This window comes from Streptomyces sp. NPDC001156 (assembly GCF_053598275.1).
Window position 1 is genome coordinate 1 of sequence record NZ_JBSFJX010000138.1, and the last position, 20,435, is coordinate 20,435.

The window sequence follows — 20,435 nt, forward strand, 5'->3', positions numbered from 1 at the left end:
GTCGGCGTCTGTCGGTGCGGCGTGGGCCGAGGTCGCGCCGATGCTGGGCATGCGGCCGGCGCCGGTGGCCCGGCGCGAGGTGAGCGCCTACCGTGCGCAGGCCTCGCGGGTGGAGGCTGCGCTTGCCGGCGGTATCGCTTTCCGCCCCGCCCGTCCGGCGGAGATCGTGTGGATGATCCAGCATGCCCTCCACCGCGGCCTCGCGGAGCCCCTGCTGGCGGAGGCCGAGACCAGCGACCTGTACGGCGGGCAGATCCGGGATGGCGTGCTGCGCTCCCCCAGCTACGCCGATCTCGGCCAGGTCCGTCTGCAGGAAGGCGGCATCGACCCCGACCTCGACGACGCAGGCGAACTCAGGAGCGCGGGCAGTATCACGCGGTCGGGCCGCACGGCCTGGTGGAGGCTGAAGGCCGGCTCGCCGCTGGGGCGGCGCTGGCTGCAGGTCGAATCCGACACCGGGGTGGGCTACCAGGCGCAGGTGGCGCTGGCCGAGTGCCCGCCCGCGGTCAGCCAGGATGCCGCGGACCTGTTCGCCCAGCTGGAGATGCTCGACTTTCCCGTCGACTACACCGTCGACCTCACCCTCGTGCCCGCGGAGAAGGCCCGCGACCAGGTGCGGCGCAAGAAGAACGAACTGATCGACCAGGCCGACCAGTACGACGCCCGCCCCATCGGCATGCCCGCCTCGCTCACCGAGGCCGCCCGCGACCTGGGCGAGCTGGATGCCCGTCTCTCCCGCAGCAGCGTGGAGGTCGAGGTGCAATCCGTGACCGTGCTGACGGTGTGGGGGCCGACCGCCGCCGTCTGCGACGCCCGGGCCCGCGCCCTTGCCGCGCTGCTCGGCGGCGCCGACTACCGGGCCGTGCGCCCGGCCGGCCTGCAGGAGGCCCTGTTCACCCTCGGCCTGCCCGGCACCGTACGGCCCGGCGTGGTACGGGAGTTCACCCAGCACCAGGTCTCCGAAGACTGGGCACTCGGCGGCGCCTTCACCGCTGCGGAGGTCGGCGACCCCAACGGGATGTTCCTCGGCATCGACCTGGACAGCGGCACCACCCGCCCCGTCATGATCAACGTGGCGGATGCGCCCAAGGTCGACGCGTCCGCCTCGATGGGCATCGTGGGGGATCTCGGCGCGGGCAAGAGCGTCCTGCAGAAGCTGATCGCGGAAGCGGTGTGGGCGCGCGGCGGCTGCGCGATCTGCATCGACCGCACCCCCGTCCGCGAGTGGGCCACCTTCGCCCGCACCGCCGCCAAGGGCCGCGTCCAGATCATCGACGCCGCTCAGGCCGAGGTGTCCATCGACCCCTTAAGGATGTTCAACGGCCCCGACGGCCGCCACTACGCCCTGTCCTACCTCACCCTGCAGCTCGGCATCGGCCCGATGAGCACCAACGGCGAGGTCCTCCACCACGCCGTCGAACAGGCCGCCGCCGGCGACGCCCCGTCCATGCACCGCGTCCTTGAGGTCCTTCAGGAGATGGCCACGCGCGAGGCGGGCAAACGGCAGGACGCGGCCGCCACCCTCGCCGGCCTCATCCGCATCGTCGCCACCAACTCCCTCGCGAGGATGGTCTTCGACCCAACGCTGCCGCCGGTGCGGCTGGACGCGTCCAGCGCCTTAGACATGATCGTGATCACCACGACCGGGCTGAAGCTGCCGCCGAAGGCCGCGTTCGACAAGCCCGAGGTCCTGCACCAGCAGCCGCTGGAGGCGCTGATCGGACGCGCGGTGCTCTACCTGATCGCCGCGATCGCCCGGCAGACCGCCTTCGAGGACCCCGAGCGGTTCACCAGTCACGGGGCGACCACCTGCCGCCCACAACGTCCGCCTCGACTCCAGCACCTGACCGGTTGGCAAGCCCGCGGCGTACGGACGAGGAAGCCGCCAAGGAGTATGCCGACGCCCAGCTCACCCACGCACGAAAGCACCCCGCCCAGCCCGACGCCGCTCAGGCCACCTACGTGTACGAGCAAGACAGCACCACGGCCACCGGCACACCACCCGCCCCGCACCAGGACCAGGACCACGAAGCGCTCGTCGCGGATTTCCAAGAACGCGCGACGAACACCGGCACTGCATCGCCAGCCGCAAGGGTTACTGCCGACCCTGCAGTGCAGGCACCACACGAGTCCGTCGCCGCCGGGAAAGACCCCGAGCCGATACCCTCCGACACAGGCACCCACGCCACGCACGCCACGAAGGAGAAGCGCCGCCCGCACGTGAAGGCCACGATCGACGGGCACTCACCCCACACACCGGCCGAAGGAAGGCATCCCACCCTCGTCGACCGCTACTACCTCGCGTGGAGGAAGTACCAAACGCAGCACGGCGACGAACCCACCGGCCAGAAGCTGTATGCCTATCTCGCCGACAGGGGCATGCACGGCCGAAGCGGAAAACCCATCAGTCCCTCCACCCTGCGCCGCTACTTTCTGTCCTTCCGGCTCTACACGATCTGGGCCGAGCACCGAGTAGGCGGCAGTACACCGGCGTTGGACGCCATCGAACGCGACTGCGCAGTCCACGGGGTCACCGCCCAGTACAGCAAGCCCATCACCGTCCACGACATCAGCGAGCACGTCGACGACTTCGAACGACGCTGGCAGGCCCTCACCCAGCACCACACCAACACCCAGCAATAAGTGCTCGACGGCGCGGAAGGCTCTCTGCGATGGGCCGGGCGGGTGACGTCCCGGGCAGGACCCGCGGGCGCCGCGTATCACGTCCGCGCTGGTCACGCCCTATGAAGGATGCCGACTCACTTACCGGTCCCCGGCGTCACCAGCCCCGATTCGTACGCCACGATGACCAGCTGCGCCCGGTCCCGCGCCCTCAGCTTCCCCATGATCCGGCTGACGTGGGTCTTGGCCGTCAGCGGGCTCAGACCCAAGGACTCGGCGATCTCGGTGTTGTTCAGGCCGCGTGCGACAAGAGTGAGCACCTCACGTTCACGGTCGGACAGGCATTCGGGTCCACCCGTCGTGGGCGCGACGGGACTGCGGCGGAAGCGGGCGATCAGCCGGGCCGTTGGCCCCGGCGACAGCAGTGCCTCACCGGCCACCATTGTGCGGATGGCGTCGAGGAGTTCGGCGGGCCTGGTGTCCTTCACCAGGAAGCCGGAGGCACCGGCGCGCAGCGCCTCCACTATGTTCTCGTCGGTGTCGTAGGTGGTGAGGACGAGCACCTTCACCCCGGCCAGATCCTCGTCGGCGGCGATCAGCCGGGTCGCCTCGATGCCGTCGAGGTCGGGCATGCGGATGTCCATCACGACCACGTCGGCGCGTGCCTCGCGGGCCAGCTGCACCGCCTGCCTGCCCGTGCCGGCCTGTCCGACGACCTCCATGTCGCGGGCCGACTTGACCAGCATGGCGAACGCGGAGCGGACCAGGGTCTGGTCGTCCGCGAGAAGCACTCGGATGCTCATCCGGCCCTTTCCGAAGTGGTGACGGTGGTCATGAGCGGCAGGACGGCGGCCACCTCGAAGCCGCCCTGCGTCCGTGGCCCGGCGTCGATGGTGCCGCCCACGCTCCGGGCCCGCTCCCGCATGCCGACGAGCCCGTAGCCGGGGACTCCACCGGGGGTGGGCCCGGTGCCGTCGTCGGTCACGGACAGGTGCAGGGCTCCGTCCTTCTCGTGGAGGTCGACACGTACGACCGGTTCCGGTCCGGCGTGCCGAACGACATTGGTCAGCGCCTCCTGCACGATGCGGTACGCGGCGGCACCCACGGCGGGCGGGACCTGACGGATCCGGACGGTCTGCTGGACGCGGGCGCCGGCGAGCCGAGCCGCGACCACGAGATCGGTGACGCCGTCGACGCCGGGCAGCGGCCCGCGTGCCTCGCCCTCCGCGCCCTGCTCACGTAGCACATCGAGGGTGGTGCGCAGTTCACCGCGCGCCGTGCGGCAGGTCTCGGCGATGTCCTCCAGTGCCCGGGCGATCGCCGCGCGGTCGAGTCGCTCGGGATCGGCGGCCAGCACATGGACGGCCACGGAGGTTTGTACCCCGATCAGGGTGATGCTGTGCGCAAGCAGGTCGTGCAGATCACGCGCGATCCGCACCCGCTCCTCGGCGACACGCCGGCGCGCCTCCTCCTCACGGGTGCGTTCGGCGCGCTCCGCGCGTTCGACGATCGAGGCGACGTAGTGACGGTAGTAGCGGACGTCGACGCCGAAGAAGAGCACCGCGATCACCCAGCCGGAGACGCGCAGGAGCCCGAGGGCCTGGTGGGCGTTCACTGTGAGCATCACGCTCACCACGATCCCGAGGACGGCGGTGCCCGTCAGGATCGTGCGCAGGGGACGGCCGGTGACCGCGACCGTGTACAGGGCGACGAACGAGGCGGGGAGCGGTGCGCCGTGGTTGTTGTCCAGGGCGTGGTAGGGCGCGACGAGCGCCACCACCGCCGCCAGGACCAGCAGCGGACGGCGCCGCCGCCACACGATCGGCACGTGGGCGGCGAGCAGCAGCGTCCAGCCGAGCGCGTCGGGGTGGCGGGACTGGTCGGTGAACAGGCCGAGGCACACGGCCGAGACGGCGAGTGCCACGGCGACCAGCGCGTCGTTGCGCACGCCGTGGGGTGCGGTCCTCGGGTCCCGGTTGAGCGCGGCGATGATGCGCTCGCCCCGGCGTGGCCGTACCGCTGTCGTGATTGCCTGCACGGGCTCATCCTCCGCCACGGGGGTGCCCCTCCGGGAGGGAGGGGCACCGGTCGGTCAGTGCGAGGAGGCGGTCGCGGGTTGCGGCTCCTTCGGCGGAGCCGGCCGCTCGGGCGCGCGCGAGAGCCGGCCAGGCCACCACACCCTCCGCTGCAGCAGCATGCTCGCCGTCGTCACCAGGAACGTACGGACAAGGAACGTGTCGAGGAGTACGCCGACCGCGATCACGAAGCCTAGTTCGACCAGGCCCACCAGCGGCAGCGTGGTGAGGACGGCGAACGTCGCCGCGAGGACGACGCCCGCGGAGGCGATCACCCCTCCGGTGGTGCGCAGGGCCGTGAGCGCCGCCGTCTGCGGCGCGGCGCCCGCCAGGGACTCCTCGCGCATGCGGTGCATCAGGAAGATGCCGTAGTCGACGCCGAGGGCGACCAGGAAGACGAAGGAGAGCAGACCCAGCCCCGGATCCGTCCCCTCGAAGCCGAGCAGGGGGTGGAAGACCAGCCCGCCGATGCCGAGCGCCGCGCCCCACACCGCGACCACCGCGACGAGCAGCATCAGCGGTGCCACGAGGCTGCGCAACAGTCCCACGAGGATGACGAACACGGCGGCGAGGACGAGCGGTACGACGACCCGGCGGTCCCGGGCCTGGCTGTCGGCGAGGTCGAGCTGCTGCGCGCTGGGCCCGCCGACATAGGCGCCGTAGGACCGGTCCAGGCCGGCGCGCAGCGCCTCGATCGTGCGGGTCTCACCGGGTGTCTCGGGGGCGGCGTCAGCGTGGACGGAGATCTCGGTCCAGCCACCGCCGCTGCGACCGGCCGTGGCGTCAGCGATCCCGTCCGTCGAACGGACCTTGTCCAGCACGGCCAAGGCGCGGTCGGTCGGGGCGACGACGGTGATCGGCTGGCTGCTGCGCTGGGGGTAGGCGCGGGCCAACGTCTGCATGGCGGCGATCGACTCGGGTTTCTCGGTGAAGGAGTCCGCCTGCCTGAGGCTTCCGGGCAGGTTGAGCGTGCCCAGGGCGAGAGCGCCGAGCAGCACGGCGCCGCCGACCAGCACGGTGAGGGGGCCGCGTGCGGTCAGGGAGCCCACAGCGGTGAACAACGAACGGCGGGACTGCGGCTCGCCGCCGAAGGCGGGGATCAGGGGCCAGAAGACCCGGCGCCCGAGCAGGACGAGCAGGGCGGGCAGCAACGTGGTCATCGCGACGAGGGCCGACAGGACACCCACCATGGCGACGGGCCCCATGCCGCTGCTGCTGTTGAGGTCGGCGGAGAGCAGACACAGCAGCCCCGCCGCCACGGTGCCGGAGGAGGCGAGGATCGCCGGGCCGCAGCCGCGCAGCGCCGCACGCATGGCGTCGTACGGCCGCTCGTGGCGGCGCAGTTCCTCGCGGTAGCGGGAGATGAGCAGCAGCGCGTAGTCGGTACCCGCGCCCAGCACGAGGACGGTCATCACCCCGCCGCTCTGACCGCTGATGGTGATGTCGAAAGCCTCGTGGAGGCCGTACGCGCCGGCCATCGCCATGCCCGCGGCGGCCCCGGCGACGCCCAGCGGCACCAGCCACAGGAACGGGCTGCGGTAGATGAGGATCAGCAGCACGGTGACGACACCGAGCGTCGCGTACAGCAAGGTGCCGTCGAGCGAGCCGAACACCTTGCTCATGTCGATGGTCAGAGCCCCGGGCCCGCCCACCTCGACGCTGAGTCCGTCGGTGCCGCGCGCGACGTCGCGGACACCGTCCACGAAGGCGTTGCGCGCGTCCTCGTCCTGGCCGGGCCGAGTGCTGGACACCGCGTACATGACGGTGCCGCCGTCCTGGGACCTGATCGGCTTCGGCCTGCCTGTCAGTTCGTACGTCGTCCCGATCTCGGACACCTGGTCGGCGGCCCGCTGCCGGTCGGCCGCGGTGAGCCCGCCGTCGCGGTGGTAGACGAGGACGAGATCGGTCGACTCGCCGCCCGGCAACGCGTTCTGGACACGCGCCACCCGGGTCGAGTCCGCGCTGTCGGGCAGATAGTCGACGGCCCCGTTCTGCTGAGCTCCGGAGAACTTCCCCGCGAACGGCCCGGCCAGTAGGAAGAGGACCAGCCACAGCCCGAGCACCACCCATGGCACGGCTCGTGGCCGTCGTCCGCCCCGCTTCGTGATCGCTGCCGCCCCCATGTCTCGGGCTCCCTCCGTCGTGGTTTCCGGGTGTGTTCCCAGACTTCCGGCGGCCGGATGGCACGTCGTCGCGCCTGAGGGCGAGTCGAGGGGTACTGCGTGGGGCGGTGTGCGGCCGCGGCTACTCCCCGGGGAGTACCGCGACGCGAGCACGGCCCCATCCGGTGGACACTCGACCTCACCGTGAAGTTCCTGCGCAGCAAGCGCGCCCAGGCCCACCGAGCCGCCGCGGCAGACAGGGTGGACCTGGGCATGCCCACGCTGTCCCAGCAGCGCCCCGGCCGCGGCGCATAGGAAGCTGTGATGAACCCCCTGATCAAGGGAGTTGGCGGGCCTCTTGGCCGGCGGTATGGCCACTGGACCGACGAGGCCGCCGATCATCGGCGCGCCCGCCGCTCCGGCGCCCGATTCCGGGGCCTACCTGTCCCGTTCATAGCGCGAACCGTTCCGCATGCTTGCATGCTAGAAACCGGAGTTCGTCCATGATCTGGGAAGGGGCGTTCGTGAGGATCGCGTCCGTGAAGCGGCCTGAACGTGTTGCTGTCATCGGAGTGGGCATCCTCGGAGCCAGCGTGGGCTGGAACCTGTCCCGGCACGGCGCCAAGGTGGTCTTCATCGATGCAGGCCAGCCGGGCGAAGGCGTCACCAACTGGTCTTTCTCGTGGGTCAACGCCAGCAACAAGACCGCGCGCAAGTCCTACTTCGACCTGAACGTTGCGGGCATGGCAGCCTACCGTGAGCTTGCCCGGACCATCAGGCCAGACTCATGGTGGTATCCCAGCGGCCACCTGCGCTGGGCTGACGATCCCGCGGCGGAGGCGAAGCTGCTGAAAACAGCCGAACTGCTGGCCAGCTGGGACTACCGGGCCGAGGTGTACACGGGGACCGAGGTGCGCAGCCGCCTCGAACCTGCCCTCACGATGCCCGGCGAGGTTCCAGTCGTGTTCTACCCCGACGAAGCCTGGGTGCACGGACGTCATCTCGTCGGCCGCCTGGTCGGCCAGGCCGTTGCATCCGGCGCCGAGCACCGGTCCGGCACCGCGGTCTGTGGCATCGGCACCGGTGCCGACGGGAGCATCCGGACAGTTGCTCTGTCCGATGGGAGCTGTCTCGACGTCAACGCCGTCGTGAACGCAGCAGGCCCCAGCGCCTCACACGTCGCCGGGCTCATCGCACGGCATCTGCCAATGCGCCGGGAACCCGGCGTCGTCACCCGGATCGGCTGTGCTCAGGTCCCGGTTCACCGAGCCATGCACGCACCTCACATCGAGATCCGTCCTGACGGAGAGGCTTCGATGGTCCTCCACAGCCGAGAGATCGACGCACTCATCGGCACAGGCGAAGATTTAGCGGAACTCGCACATCTGCTCCACGAATCGGCGCGGCACGTCGTTCCCGAACTCGGCAACTCCCGCATCGCACAGACACGGGTAGCCAACCGGCCCATCCCAGCCGACGGATTCCCCTCGGTGGGAGCGGTACCGTCTGTGCCAGGCTACTACGAGGCTGTTTCCCACAGCGGCATCACGCTCGGGCCGGTAATCGGCCGGCTGCTTGCTTCGGAAATCCTCAGCGGAAAGAGAGATGAGCTGCTTGCGGACTTCCGCCCGGAGCGGTTCCCCCCGTGACATCCCCGGCAAGCGCCGCCAGCACCGCGGCCCGGCGGGTGCGTCTGCGTGCGCCCGAAACAGGCTCGTAAAGCCGCGCCTCCGCGTCACACGAGCCGGAAAAACCGGACGGTCCCTGAAGTCGCGGTTGAAGGCGAGCACGAGGTGTTTGCTGTCGGCGGCCTCGGCGCGGAGGGCTTCGAACAGGGTGTTGCCGCCTTCGGTGGGGGCGTTGAGCGGGAAGAAGTCGATGACGCTGCAGAAGGGGAGGTATCCGGTCGGGTCGGTGTCCTCGTTCCGGCCTTCGGCGAAGGCGCGTACGGCGGTGGTGCCTTGCGGCTTGAGGGCGTTGCTCATCAGGTAGATGCCGTACTGGGCGGTCAGGACGAGGTAGGGGCCGGGCGGAGGGTTGTCGAAAAACGTGCGGTACGCGGTGGCGTTGGTGGCGTCTTCGGCGGCGGTGAGGACGTCGGCGGCGGGGAAGCGGAGCACGATCCCGGTCGCGGTCACGGGTTTCCTTCCTGTCTGCGGTCGCGGATGCGGCGGGCGGCCCCGCGCCGGTGGGTGTCCGACGCGGGGCCGTGGGAGGTGGGGCCGGTCAGCTGTCGCGGTCGGCGAGGATCATGCATTCGGTCGGGACGGAGGTGACCAGTTGGCGTAGCACGCCGGGCTCGGGGCGCGTGGCCCGGCGGGTGTTGTCGACGCGTGGGTCGTTGCGGAGGGCTTCAGTGGAGCTCTCGTCGACCAGCACGTCGTAGCGGTCCTTCTTCTTCTTGCCGGTTGCGTCGGCCTGGACGATGCTGGTGAGGTTCACCATGCAGCCGGGGGTGATGCGGACCAGTCGGACGCGGCGGCCGGGAACGATGGCGTCGCCGTGTTCTTCGTTGAGGGCGACGGCGAGGCGCTCGGAGATCTCGCGCAGCAGGGCGCGGAGTTCGTCGGGTTCGGTGACAGCGTCGAGTGCCATGGTCTTGGCCACGGTGGCTCCATTCGATGGGCGTGTGCGGCCTGGCGGAGTGGGCCGGGCCGTGTGTTGCCGGGGCACCGTGGGGGTGGTGCCGGGGCCGTTGTGGGTGATGCGCAGCAGGAATTCGGTATGTCCGTTGGTGGCGGCGGCGCGGAGCGTGCCGAGGAGGGTGGTGCCGTCGTCGTCGGGTGTGTGGAGGTCGATGGCGTGGTGGGGGTCCTCGTCGTCGCCGAGGGCGGGTTCGGTGCCGGGGTGCCAGCCGTCGGCGTAGACGGTGTGGGTGGCGTTGGGGTCGTGGCCGTTGCTGGCGAGGGCGGTGCCGTCGTTCTTGAGCCAGCACAGATGGGCGGGGTGCTCGGTCTGCTCGTCGCAGTCGATGTGGGTGGTGGCGGCGGTGGCGTGTTCGGCGGCGGCGAGGACCTGGGCGAGCGCGAAGGTGAAGATGCGTTCGCGTGCGGCGGCGTAGCAGTCGGCGTCGGTGCAGCGGCCGTTGATGAGGTGGCCTTGGCAGTCGGGGCGCGGGCACTGTTCGCCGGGCTCCTCGCCGTCGACCCGGTACAGCTCGGGGCTGGTGTCTTCCACGGACACGTCGTCGAGCTGGTGGCCGGCGCCGGTGGTGACGTTGATGCTGAACGTCTCGTCGTTGATCCCCTCGTAGGCAGCGCGGGCTGCCTGCTCGTCGCGGGCTTCGAGGGTGACCAGGACGCAGGCGGTTGCGAGGAAGGTGAACGAGCGGTCGTCGGACTCGGGCTCGGGGTTGGGACGGGTCATAGTGGGCTCCGACTCTGTGAGCTGGCGGGTTGGGTGTGCTCACGGTCGGGTGGGTGGGGATTAGCCCTGCGCTTGCCGAATACCTCATCCATGCTGGTCAGGCCACGTGTTGGTACTCGTGGAGGGTGCCGCCAAGTCGTGCTCGTCGTCGTATGTCCAGATGGGCGATCCGGTCCGGGTCCTCGATCGGAGCGGGCAGCGGGCGGAGGGGGCGGGCGTTCGCAAGACCCTGGTGCGGCCTGTGCTCGTTGTAGAACGCCTCGAACTCGCGCAGGGCATACAGGAGATGGCGCTGGTCCCAGATCAACGTGCGGTCCAACAGCTCTCGCCTGCAGGTCTGCACCCACCGCTCCATGATCGAGTTCATCCGCGGCATCCGGATGCCGCTGAGCACCACCTCGATACCCGCGTCCTTGAAAACCTCGTCGAACAACTGCGGGAACTTCCCGTCCCGGTCCCTGATCAAATAGCGCGCCCGGCAGCCGGCGTCCTCGAGGTCCATGACAAGATTCTTCGCGGCCTAAACCACCCAGGACGCGGTCGGATGCGCGGTCGCGCCCAGGATCCGGATCCGGCGGTTCGCGTGCTCGATCGCGGCGAACACGTACAAGCGGGCCCCGGACAGGGTGACGGTCTCGAAGAAGTCACAGGCCAGCAGTGCGTCGGCCTGGGAGCGCAGGAAGCCCGCCCACGTGCTGGAGGTGCGTGCGGGTGCCGGGTCGATCCCGGCCTCCCTCAAGATGTCCCAGACCGTGGACGCCGCTACCTTCACCCCGAGCACGAGCAGCTCACCATGCAGGCGCCGATAGCCCCAACTTGGATTTTCCCTGGCCAGGCGCAGTACCAGCGCTCGGATCGAGTGCACGGTGCGCGGCCGGCCTCCGCGCTGCGGTCGGAACCGGGCGGCGTGTCGGCGGGCAATGAGGTTACGGTGCCATCGCAGCACCGTGTCCGGCCGCACCGGCAGTCGCATCCCGCGCAGCACCTCTCGCGGCAGGCCGTGGAGCAGTGACGCAAAGAACGCCCGGTCGCTCGCGTGGAACCGGACCTGCTGCCCGTTCAGCTGCCGCTCCAACACCACGATCTGATGGCGCAGGACCAGAATTTCTGCATCTTTCTCACGTTGGCCCATCGGCAGCAGCCGCAGCATCGCGAACGCGTTCGTCACGCTCAGGTACGCCAGTCTCAGCAGCACGACCGATCATCATGCCGCGACCACCGCCAACCGCGCGAGAGGCAGACTCAGGTAACCACGGCTGACACCGAAACCCGCTCCCACCTGTATGGATGAGGTATTCGGCAAGGGCAAGGCCACATACGCCGGGCACCCGCTGTACTACTACGCAGGCGACCACGCTCCCGGCGACACCAACGGACAGGGCATCGACGGCATCTGGTACACCCTCAACGCACACGGCGCCCCCATCAAAACGCCCGCCCCGGCGGCCCCGTCCACACAAGAAAGCGGCAACGGCGGCTACGGCTACTGATCCAGCCCGATCTTCATCGGCCTGATCTCCTTCGCCTTGACCCACTGCCGCGACATCCCCCACCGTCCCCGGCCACAACTTGGCCGCTCTCGACCCCCTCGGCAGCGACGCCAACCGGCCCCAGGCCCACCCCCTGCATCAGCGTGGACCCAGCACGCGACGACCCCAAGACGATGCCCGTGAACCTCGACGGCCATCACCCCCACCGCACCAGGTTCACGCGCACGACAACACAGGCGCAGGCAGCCACGACAGCAGCCAAGCCCCGCGTTTCGCGGACAGCGAGTCAGCCGGCTTTCAGAGCGGTCTTAAGGGGGCGGGTTGTGGCGTGGCAAGCCTCGTACCCGCCGGACACGCCCCCCACCGTCGGACCGGACCCTCCCGACCCGAGCAGCTGAGCCACGCTACCGCGGAAGTGATCGCCCCACCGGCGAACTCCCGACCCGACCGACACACCGCCCCACATCAGGCCGCAATCCACACACCGGCCCGCCCGGAAGCCGCGAGGGGCCCAGAGCGCAGCTCACCTACCGACCATCCGACCGGAGCAACACGCGGCATGCACAACGACCTGCGGGATCCGACCGACACACACTGATTCGCCATCAAACGCCTTCATCCCCGTACCCGACTGCTGGACCTGCACCATCATCGACGCAGTCGCCCAAGCCGCATGGCACGGCGAAAACGGCCTCACTCTCAAGGACTGGCTGTCAGCAACCGCCAGCGGAATGCACCACCGCATACACGACCACCATCTTCAACCCTGAACCGCGGCGGGCACCGACCGGCCACATCCAGCCCGACCAGCGCGCCACAGCGACCACACACCGGCAGGTCGCCCCCGCACGGGCCGCCCCGGCCGCGCGCCGCGACCATCACACCGGCCAGGCCCATGCACTGCCACGGCCCGATCGCCCGCCACCAGGCTGCTCCCCACCACCCCGCAACCCCGGACATCACCACCGAACACACCCCGAACACCCGCAGCCAGACGCGCCCGGCGCCACAGTTTCCGGGCGTGAGGATGGGGAACGCCACGCATGACGAGGAGACCCCGGACTCCTACCTCAGACACTGGAGCGGGCCGGGACCGGCATCGTGTGCGCGGGCGGCGGCACGGGGCGCGCGGCGCGGGCGGGGCCGGCGGCGTTCGGGATCAGCGCCGCGCACGTCTGGCAGACCTCTTCGATGCTCCACACCCGGCCAACGGCCACATCCTGGCCTACGATCCGCACCACCGCGCCGGCGCAGCTCACCTTCGCCGTCGCATCGGCGGCGCAGCCGTCGGCTTTATTCCTTCCTGAAAGCGCCGGGGTAAGAGTTGAAGCATCGGAACGCGCAACGGCCGCACCCGGATCCCGGGTGGGTGCGGCCCTCCATGAGCGGCCCGTCTGGGCGATGCGGTCAGTTCTCCGAGGGGACGCGGGCGGCGATCTTGCGCGCCAGCCGGTCCGCCTCGGCGGACATCGGCCCGCCGTCCTGGGTAACCGCCACCAGTCGGAGCAGCAACTCGCGCGCCTCCTCAAGAAAGAGCAGAGCCAGACCCTCGGTCGAGCACCCGACAGCAGCGAAGCCGATCTCATCAACGTCGACGCAGTCATCACCGTCCACACCTCGGCAACGCAGCCGGCCGCTACCAGCCGCTCACACGCCAGCCATGACGAGAACAACCCCGGCCAGCGAGGACACCAGTCGGGGCTGAGGAGCGAAGTGTGGGCCAGAGAGCTCCATGAGCCGCCGGCCGGATCAACCCCGGAAATCATTTATGGGACAGCCCTGGATTCCCCAGACATGACGAGGGGCCCGGTCGGCGTCGACCGGGCCCAGCGGTCAGCGGGGAACGGGGATGCCTTGGACCGTGATACCGCCTTGAGGAGCAGGGAAGGTAAAGATATGGGTGAACGAGATGGTCAACCACCGAGCTTCCGGCTGGACGAAGTCTTCGAGTTCGATCCATCCGCTCAGAGAGCCGCCAGCCGGTACCTCCCCGTCCCAGGTGCCGCTGTTGGGGTCGGCATGGTAACGATGACCGGTGTCGTCGTCGACGACGAAGTAGCCGTACAGCGGAAGGCTGACGGTCTCGCCCCCGCCGTTGTCCGCTGTGACGTGCAGGCGGATACGGCCCGCCTGGTTCTCGACCTCGGTGACGGTGAGGGTTAGGGAGCCGCGCTGTCCTGGCCAGGACCCCTTCCGCGTCTTGGTGCCCACGGGCGTGGGCGTGCCCGTGGTGCCACCGCTGTCCTGCCCGCTAGAGCTGTCACCGCCGTCCTGCCCGGTGGAACTGTTGGAAATGTCCTGCTGGCCGGAGCCGTTGCTGCCGCCAGGGTCTGTCGGTGAGACCGGCGCCTCCGGCCGGGCAGGCGGCTTTTCGTCGTGCGTGAGAAGCCACGGCACCGTTGCGCCCAGGAGCGCCGCCACGATGCCGCCGATTACCGTAATCCAAACTCCGCGCAATCCTGTGCCAGACCGACCGTCGTCACCGTCTCCTCTCCCGTCCGGCTCGCCATCCCCGTCCCCGCCGCCACCGTTAGCGGGCTCTCCCGTTGACGTCGACACGTGACTCCCCCCACCGTGTGTTTCCGGTACACCCCCTGGGGCTTCCGCTGTCCCAGCCATCGGGCTCTACCCGCCGTGGGCCCGTGTCACGCCAGGTATCAATCCGGTGTCAGAACTGCCCCGGACCGTGCGCCGATCCCGGCGACGTGGCAAGTGGCCCCATCGCTTTCCCTGCTTACGCTCGCCAGGCGCACCGGCCAGTGGGGCACCGAGCCGTGGTCCGACACCCCGGGCTTCGACCTGACGGGGGCCCTCACGACTGGCGAGGGCGAGAGGCCGGGGCCGGCGCAGCGGCTCGCCCGGCGGGTGTAGCCGCCCGGCGAGCACTCGAGCTGCGGTGACAGGTTACTTCTCGGAGCGCAGGGTTCCGAGCAGCCCGTGCTCCTCGTCTTCGATTCCCGCGGCGAACCAGACACTCTCCTCGCCGCCGGACCGGTCGGTGCCGCGCTGCAACCCCCACAGGCCGGGGATCACGATCGGCTCACCCTTGCGGTCCCTCACGGTGCCCTCGAACCGGCCGCTCTTCAGGTCGAAGGCGTGGATGCGACCGTCTCCGAAGTTGCCGACGAGCAAGTCACCGGAGAACCTCCCGAATCCCCTGGGCGCCGTTTCGAGACCCCAGGGCGAATTGAGCGGCCCCCGGCTCGCGAAGCGCTCGAGCAGCCTGCCCTCGGTGCTGAACACGTCGATGAAGCCGTGGCCCGCCCCGGGGACGTCGTCCTCCCTTTTGGCGTCCTGCTTCGCGTACGTCACGAAGATCCTCTCGCCGATCTTCTTGATGCCGAACGGCGCAAAGCGACGGGGCAGGTGCGGGTCCTGGAACCGGTGGTCAGGCGGCAGCAAGTCGAAATTCGTGTCGAAGCTGTCGACGCGGGCGTCATGGAAGTTTGCGACGAGGATGCGTGGCTCGTCACAATTGCCGCCTCTCTTGCCTCTGTTACCCCTCTTGTCGTGCTCCTTGTCCCTCTTCTCGCCCGGCACCAGCGCCAGGCCCTTGAAAACGGCGCCGGGCTCGAACGCGACCTGGACGGCGCGCGAACTGACCTCAGGGTTGAACGCGAACAGAGCGCCGCCCTCCCCCGCGAAGAGGAACCGGGCGGGGCCGGACCTCCCGTCATCTGTGAAGCGGAAGCTGCCCCTGTCGTTGCGCACGACCCCGGTCGGAGCGGCGCCCTCGACGAACGGCACGACCAGCGGGCTGATGTGGACCGGCTGGTTGTCCAGGGCGCCTGAGTAGGCCGTGGCCTTGTCGGAGCCGTTGTCCGATACGAGGATCTCACCCGTGGTCTTGCGGACCAGGCCCCAGGGGTTGACCAAGTTCGGGTCGGTCTTCTCCGCCCTGCCCGGGATGTCGGAGACGAGGTCCCGCTCCCGGAAACCGTGATGGGCCTGGTGCGGCGTGTGTCCCATCCTGGGCGGCGCGGCCGCGACCGCGCCGACCGTACCCAGGGTCAGCACAACCGCCGTCAGCCGCCGCAGGCCGGGGCGGGGCTTACGGGCCGTTGCTCGTGATGCCATGCAGATGCTCCTGTTTCAGTCAGTAGCCTCGCCCCGGCATTTGGGAGCGAGGTTGGCCCGTACCCAAAGACCCCCGAACCGGACACGCTGCGCATGGGCCAGATGGCCGAGCGGGCTGCACTCTCGCGGGTTAAAGGCCGCTGCGGGACGGCCTCGGGCGAGGCCGTGCATGGTTCTGACTCGTCCGAAAGGCTGAGCCGCACGGCCGGGATGTGCACCCGTGCTGCCCCTCAACGGCTGCCGTCGAGGGGCATGGGCGAAAGGCGCGGCTGGGGCCGTTGGCGTACCCGATACGAAAACACCCCCTCCGGAAGATCCCGGAGGGGGTGTTTGCCCTGGTAGGGCGGTTGTGGCTGGGGCCGGGGTCGAAACGACGACCTTCCGCTTTTCAGGCGCGTTGATCGTGCGGGCAGGATCATGATCCTGCCCGACAACGACAGACGTCACCTTGGTTCCCCGCGGTTCCCCGTGCGATCGGGCATGGATGGGGCACGGGACCTTCTGATCCGTAGCTCTATGTGGAACGGTCGGTAGTGGTGCTAGCGGCCGGGCCATGACCTCCTGAGGGTGTCACCGGACGAGGTCGGTTGCTGTGGTTGCTGTACTTCGCTGCTGTACTGCACCAGTAGGTCCTATCGTCGGCGCCATGGGTGATCACTTCCAAACCATCGTCGACCTCGACGCCACCGCCGCTGAGGCGTCGATGCTCGCCGGCCGCGCACTCGACTGGCTCGTGCGCGAGGGAATCGTGCGGGCCGAACGCACCGACTGCGTTCTCGGGGCGCGGTTGGGTAACCCGCCCGGGGAGCACTGGACGAAGGCGGTCATCCAGTCAGACTGGGCGCCGACGGACGGACTGAAGATCGAGACCGGACGCACGATCTTCCACGGCGGCCAGGGCGACGCGCAGTACGCGACCTGCCCGCAGTGCGCGAGCCGGACCGACTTCTTCACCGAGGTCTGGGAGCCCATCGAAGGCGCCAGTGAGCCGTTCGACGAAGCCTTCAACACTTGGCGCGTGACCGGAGAGGCGACGGTCACGTGCCGGCACTGCGGGACCGCCTCCGATCTTCGCGCCTGGGCCTGGGCTGACGACTACTTCGCGTTCGGCTATCTCGGCTTCGAATTCTGGAACTGGCCCGAGTTCGACCCGCGGTTCCTCGCGGACTTCGGCCGAGGTCTCGACGGACATCGATTGGGACAGGCGCACTCCTGCGTCCTGGTGCTGATGGGTGTACGGCTGGACGGCACCAAGGAGCTGATCGCGCTGGCGGAGGGGCTGCGTGAGTCGACCGAGTCGTGGGCCGACCTCCTGCGTGACTACCGCCGCCGGGGCATGCGCGATCCCGAGCTGGTCGTCGGCGACGGCGCGATGGGCCTGTGGAAGGCACTGGCGGAGGTGTTCCCGGGCGCCCGGCACCAGCGGTGCTGGGTCCACAAGGCACGGAATGTCACGAACGCCCTGCCGAAATCCGCACAGCCCGGCGCGACGAAAGCGATGCAGGAGATCTACAACGCCGAGGACCGCGCGCACGCCGAGAAGGCGATCGAGGCGTTCGCGAAGACCTACGGCGCCAAGTTCCCCAAGGCCGTCGCGAAGATCACCGACGACCGGGAAGAACTGCTGGCGTTCTACGACTTCCCCGCCGAGCACTGGATCCACCTGCGGACCACCAACCCCATCGAGTCGACCTTCTCCACCGTCAAACTCCGCACCAAGGTCACCCGCGGCGCCGGCAGCCCGGCCGCAGCCCTCGCGATGGTGTTCAAGCTCGTCGAGTCCGCCCAGGCCCGCTGGCGCGCGATCACCGGAGCCCACCTCGTCGCCCTGGTCCGCACAGGCGCCAAGTTCGAGAACGGCGTCCTCGTCGAACGCCAGGCGGCAGCATGAGCCGGCCCTCGCAGACCCAGCCGGACGGCCCGGGGATGCGGCTGCAGCCCCTGACCGAGACCGGGGCGCACCAGATCGAGCACTGGTTCGACCACCCCGAGGTCCAGAGGCGCCTGGGCGGCCGCTTCTGGATCCACCGTGAGCTGCGGCTGATCAGCCAGCACTCCTGCACCGCCTTCCGCGGCGCGGTGGTGCTGCGCTCCCACGGGTGGATCGGCCTGGATCATGCCGGGACGCCGGTCGCGTTCGTCTGCGGCGACGTCTATGACCGCTGGGTCCGCTACCACGGCGAAGGTCCCGAGGGCCCCATCCTGTCCGACGCCGACCCCCGGCTCGCCATGGGCCTGGCCTATCTGGTCGACCCCGACCGGTGGCGGCACGGATACGGCCGCTCTGCCCTCCAAGCCGTCCTCACCCACCCCGACGCCGGCGATGTCCAGACGTTCTTCTGCGGCATCGACGCCGACAACCACGCCAGTCGCAACTGCGCCGAATCCGCAGGCTTCACCCTCCCCGACCTCGAACCAGACCACGAAGGGATGCTCTACTACCGCCGCACCCGACGAAGTGGATCACCGAGAACATGCTGATCCACAACTATGTTCAACCGCTATCTGGCCAACTTCGAGGAACCGAGCGGAGAGGGTGAGAGGTCGTCATGCAGTCCTCGACCTGAGGACCTGGAGCTGTGCGGAAGGGAGGGGGCTCCCTCCTCAGCGGATGCCCTTCTCACTGCGGATACGAGCGCGCTCGCGGCGTTGGGCGGCTAGCACGTCAGGGTGGCGGGCGTTGGTGTTGCGCCAGCGCAGGTGGCGTGCAGAGCTCGGGTCTGCGCGGTGTGCTCGCGGTGATGGGAGTTGGCGATGGTGAACTGCCGCAACGGTCCGAAGTGGGCCTCGATCGGGTTGGCCCAGGACGCGTAGGTCGGGGCGAAGCACAGCTCGACTCGGTGCTCTTTGCCCAGCGCCGGATGGTGTCGCCCTTGCGGGCGGAGAGGTCGTCCAGGATGACGTAGATCGGAGCGCCGTCCGGGCCGGCCGCCCGAATCGACCTGAGCGCGGCCAGAGTGTTCGCGGCGCCCTTCTTGCGGCGGTTGACGCCCCACAGGGTGTCGTCGCCGATGGAGTAGCAGCCATGGAAGTATCGGATGCCGTGGGTGCGGTGGTAGGTCGCGGCGTGCCGCTCGGAGTGTCCATGCTCGGCCCAACACGACCCGGTGGTGGGCCGGATGCCGAGCGGCCCGAACTCGTCGAACGCGAACACGCGGTCGGGAAATCGCTCCAGGACATGCTCGATGCGGTTGAGCTTGGCGTCGCGCTCCGGGTCGGGCGACTCCTTCCACGTCTTGGTGCGCTGGAAGGTGTTACCGCGGCGAGCGAGCAAGCACCGTAACGCCTCGCGGCCGATCCGAATCACGCGGCCGTGCACTTTCCGCAAGTAGGCGGCGAGTTTGCGATGGACCAGCGGGTGAAGGGCTGCCCGAGCTTGATCGGGCGGGTGGTGGCCGTCTGGATGACGAAGTCCTCGTCGTCATCGCTGAGGCGGGGACGGCCTCCCGCCCACCGAGGGTCCAGACAGGCCAGCCCGATCTCGTTGAACCGGTGCATCACATCCCGGACGGTGTCCTCGTCGGCCCGCACCAGCTTCGCGATCACTGGAACCCGATTCCCGCCGGCCGAAGCCAGCAGCATCATCGCGCGCCGAAACCGCACCGAGCTGGTGTGCGGCCGGGCCGATGACACCGGGACCGAACCTGTCGTGGATGCGGTCGCTGACCTCCTTCGGCGACCAGACGCGCTTCACGAGTGCGGTCCAGGCTGATCTGCTGGGCGATCCGGTCGGCGTCGGCCAGGTCCTCGGCCTTGAGAATCAGGCCGATCAGGCGGCCGCGTTGCAGGCCCGCGGCATCGATCAGCCGGTAGGCCATCAGGCGCAGGTCCTCCTCGAGCGCGGAGACCTCGGCAGGCGGCGGGTCTTCTCCCACGAGGGCCCGCCGGCGAACGTATCTCAGCATCAGCGCGCCGGCTGCCTGGCCACGGTGGCGCAGCAGGTGTCCGAGCTGGACGACCAGATCGAGCAGGGCGGCGCGGACTTCGCCGCCGTCAAGGGTGTGCCGGGGAAAGCCACAGGTGACGGTGGCGGAGGCGGGCAGTGCTCGCGGGACGAGGGGGCGCGGGTCGATACCCTGGGTCCGGTCGGCGGCCAGGCGCCCGTACCTGCCGCCCAGGAGCCGTTGCACCGTGGCCGAGGGCGTGGCGGCGAGTAAGCCGACACAGCGGATGCCGTAGTCGCGCAGTGCCTTGGCCTGGCGCGATCCGATGCCGTGAAGTGCTTCCACGGGCAGCGCGCCGAGCCACTCGGTGACGTGGGCGGGGTCGATGGCCAGGACACCTCCGGGCGGACCGATCTGGCCGGAGGCAGTCGCCGCTACGGTGATCGAGGGACCGATGCCGACGTGTACGTCGAAACCGAGGCGGGAGAGTGTGCGCACCCGCAGCACCTCGCCCAGCCTGCGGGCGTCGGCCCCGTGGTAGCCCAGGGCACCCTTCAGCTCGACCAGGGCCGCGGACGGCGGCAGGGCCTGGACAAGAGGGGAGAGCTCCGCGAGCTGCTCCAGAACCTGCCGGTAGGCCTCTTCCGACAGACGATCGGAGCAGCGCACATGCATCACCGTCGACACCTCGTGTGCCGTCGCATCCCAGGTGTGACTGAGCACGCTAGGTCTCCTTGGTGGTCAGAACACGTGCACTTTGCTTGAGTTTCATCCGGCTTTGAGTCGGGCGGTGCGGGTGTAGTGCGCGACGGATTTGTC

13 protein-coding genes and 3 pseudogenes are annotated in these 20,435 nt (G+C 69.4%); 6 read left to right on the forward strand and 10 right to left on the reverse strand.

The genetic code is table 11. The annotated features are described in order from the left end of the window. Positions 1–2,224: ATP-binding protein (locus tag ACWDA7_RS37420; RefSeq protein ID WP_450610498.1), on the forward strand; the 2,224-nt coding region annotated here is incomplete at its 5' end. Beyond that, positions 2,221–2,643 carry a hypothetical protein gene (locus tag ACWDA7_RS37425; protein WP_450610500.1) on the forward strand — a complete coding sequence of 141 codons (423 nt, stop codon included), beginning with the start codon at positions 2,221–2,223 and terminating at the stop codon, positions 2,641–2,643. The genes ACWDA7_RS37420 and ACWDA7_RS37425, both read left to right, overlap by 4 nt. 116 nt (positions 2,644–2,759) lie before the next feature. Here the strand turns inward: ACWDA7_RS37425 and ACWDA7_RS37430 are convergent, their stop codons facing one another. Genes ACWDA7_RS37430 through ACWDA7_RS37440 form a run of 3 tightly spaced genes read right to left on the reverse strand, consistent with a single transcriptional unit; the run spans position 2,760 to position 6,820 of the window. Continuing rightward, positions 2,760–3,425, reverse strand: coding sequence for a response regulator (locus ACWDA7_RS37430; protein WP_450610502.1), 666 nt, complete (start codon positions 3,423–3,425; stop codon positions 2,760–2,762). Further along, positions 3,422–4,660, reverse strand: a complete 1,239-nt coding sequence (locus tag ACWDA7_RS37435) for a sensor histidine kinase (protein WP_450610504.1) — start codon at positions 4,658–4,660, stop codon at positions 3,422–3,424. The genes ACWDA7_RS37430 and ACWDA7_RS37435 overlap by 4 nt, the downstream gene beginning before the upstream one ends. A gap of 54 nt (positions 4,661–4,714) precedes the next feature. Next, the gene (locus ACWDA7_RS37440; RefSeq protein ID WP_450610506.1) at positions 4,715–6,820 is read right to left on the reverse strand and encodes an MMPL family transporter; all 2,106 of its coding nucleotides are present in this window, start codon (positions 6,818–6,820) and stop codon (positions 4,715–4,717) included. A 482-nt stretch (positions 6,821–7,302) separates the two neighbouring features. On the opposite strand from ACWDA7_RS37440, the gene ACWDA7_RS37445 reads away from it, so the two are divergent. Beyond that, the gene (locus ACWDA7_RS37445; RefSeq protein WP_450610508.1) at positions 7,303–8,448 is read left to right on the forward strand and encodes an NAD(P)/FAD-dependent oxidoreductase; all 1,146 of its coding nucleotides are present in this window, start codon (positions 7,303–7,305) and stop codon (positions 8,446–8,448) included. A 577-nt stretch (positions 8,449–9,025) separates the two neighbouring features. Here ACWDA7_RS37445 and ACWDA7_RS37450 read toward each other — a convergent pair. Together ACWDA7_RS37450 and ACWDA7_RS37455 are read right to left on the reverse strand one after the other, a co-directional pair. Beyond that, on the reverse strand, positions 9,026–10,165 hold the full coding sequence (locus tag ACWDA7_RS37450; RefSeq protein WP_450610510.1) for a hypothetical protein: 1,140 nt from the start codon (positions 10,163–10,165) through the stop codon (positions 9,026–9,028). Positions 10,166–10,262: 97 nt separating this feature from the next. Further along, positions 10,263–11,360 (reverse strand): annotated as a pseudogene (locus ACWDA7_RS37455) (integrase core domain-containing protein). A gap of 88 nt (positions 11,361–11,448) precedes the next feature. Between ACWDA7_RS37455 and ACWDA7_RS37460 the strand changes: the two are divergent. Continuing rightward, on the forward strand, positions 11,449–11,655 hold the full coding sequence (locus tag ACWDA7_RS37460; RefSeq protein ID WP_450610511.1) for a hypothetical protein: 207 nt from the start codon (positions 11,449–11,451) through the stop codon (positions 11,653–11,655). Between the two features lie 1,407 nt (positions 11,656–13,062). On the opposite strand, the gene ACWDA7_RS37465 is transcribed toward ACWDA7_RS37460, so the two are convergent. The 3 genes from ACWDA7_RS37465 to ACWDA7_RS37475 all read right to left on the reverse strand — a co-directional run bounded on the left by ACWDA7_RS37465 (position 13,063) and on the right by ACWDA7_RS37475 (position 15,732). Next, positions 13,063–13,269, reverse strand: a complete 207-nt coding sequence (locus ACWDA7_RS37465) for a DUF6417 family protein (protein WP_450610513.1) — start codon at positions 13,267–13,269, stop codon at positions 13,063–13,065. 219 nt (positions 13,270–13,488) lie between these two features. Then, entirely contained in the window at positions 13,489–14,076 is a 588-nt protein-coding gene (locus ACWDA7_RS37470) for a hypothetical protein (protein WP_450610515.1), read from the reverse strand. A gap of 483 nt (positions 14,077–14,559) precedes the next feature. Continuing rightward, positions 14,560–15,732: a TIGR03118 family protein gene (locus ACWDA7_RS37475; RefSeq protein ID WP_450610517.1), complete on the reverse strand. Its 1,173-nt coding sequence runs from the start codon at positions 15,730–15,732 to the stop codon at positions 14,560–14,562. Between the two features lie 1,192 nt (positions 15,733–16,924). On the opposite strand from ACWDA7_RS37475, the pseudogene ACWDA7_RS37480 reads away from it, so the two are divergent. Both ACWDA7_RS37480 and ACWDA7_RS37485 read left to right on the forward strand, forming a co-directional pair. Further along, positions 16,925–17,623: pseudogene (locus ACWDA7_RS37480) on the forward strand (IS256 family transposase); the annotation flags it as partial. Further along, positions 17,620–18,213: a GNAT family N-acetyltransferase gene (locus tag ACWDA7_RS37485; RefSeq protein ID WP_450610519.1), complete on the forward strand. Its 594-nt coding sequence runs from the start codon at positions 17,620–17,622 to the stop codon at positions 18,211–18,213. The pseudogene ACWDA7_RS37480 and the gene ACWDA7_RS37485, both read left to right, overlap by 4 nt. 123 nt (positions 18,214–18,336) lie before the next feature. On the opposite strand, the pseudogene ACWDA7_RS37490 reads toward ACWDA7_RS37485, so the two are convergent. Both ACWDA7_RS37490 and ACWDA7_RS37495 read right to left on the reverse strand, forming a co-directional pair. Then, positions 18,337–19,353 (reverse strand): annotated as a pseudogene (locus tag ACWDA7_RS37490) (IS630 family transposase); the annotation flags it as partial. Further along, positions 19,314–20,339 (reverse strand): DNA polymerase Y family protein, encoded by a 1,026-nt coding sequence (locus ACWDA7_RS37495; protein ID WP_450610521.1) that lies wholly within the window; start codon positions 20,337–20,339, stop codon positions 19,314–19,316. The gene ACWDA7_RS37495 and the pseudogene ACWDA7_RS37490, both read right to left, overlap by 40 nt. Positions 20,340–20,435 lie beyond the last annotated feature (96 nt).

What these genes read in the sequence shown, in the direction of transcription:
- ACWDA7_RS37440 (WP_450610506.1), bottom strand. Translation starts at nt 6,820, where the DNA reads ATGGGGGCGGCAGCGATCACGAAGCGGGGCGGACGACGGCCACGAGCC.
- ACWDA7_RS37475 (WP_450610517.1), bottom strand. Translation starts at nt 15,732, where the DNA reads ATGGCATCACGAGCAACGGCCCGTAAGCCCCGCCCCGGCCTGCGGCGG.
- ACWDA7_RS37430 (WP_450610502.1), bottom strand. Translation starts at nt 3,425, where the DNA reads ATGAGCATCCGAGTGCTTCTCGCGGACGACCAGACCCTGGTCCGCTCC.
- ACWDA7_RS37445 (WP_450610508.1), top strand. Translation starts at nt 7,303, where the DNA reads ATGATCTGGGAAGGGGCGTTCGTGAGGATCGCGTCCGTGAAGCGGCCT.
- ACWDA7_RS37460 (WP_450610511.1), top strand. Translation starts at nt 11,449, where the DNA reads ATGGATGAGGTATTCGGCAAGGGCAAGGCCACATACGCCGGGCACCCG.
- ACWDA7_RS37450 (WP_450610510.1), bottom strand. Translation starts at nt 10,165, where the DNA reads ATGACCCGTCCCAACCCCGAGCCCGAGTCCGACGACCGCTCGTTCACC.
- ACWDA7_RS37485 (WP_450610519.1), top strand. Translation starts at nt 17,620, where the DNA reads ATGAGCCGGCCCTCGCAGACCCAGCCGGACGGCCCGGGGATGCGGCTG.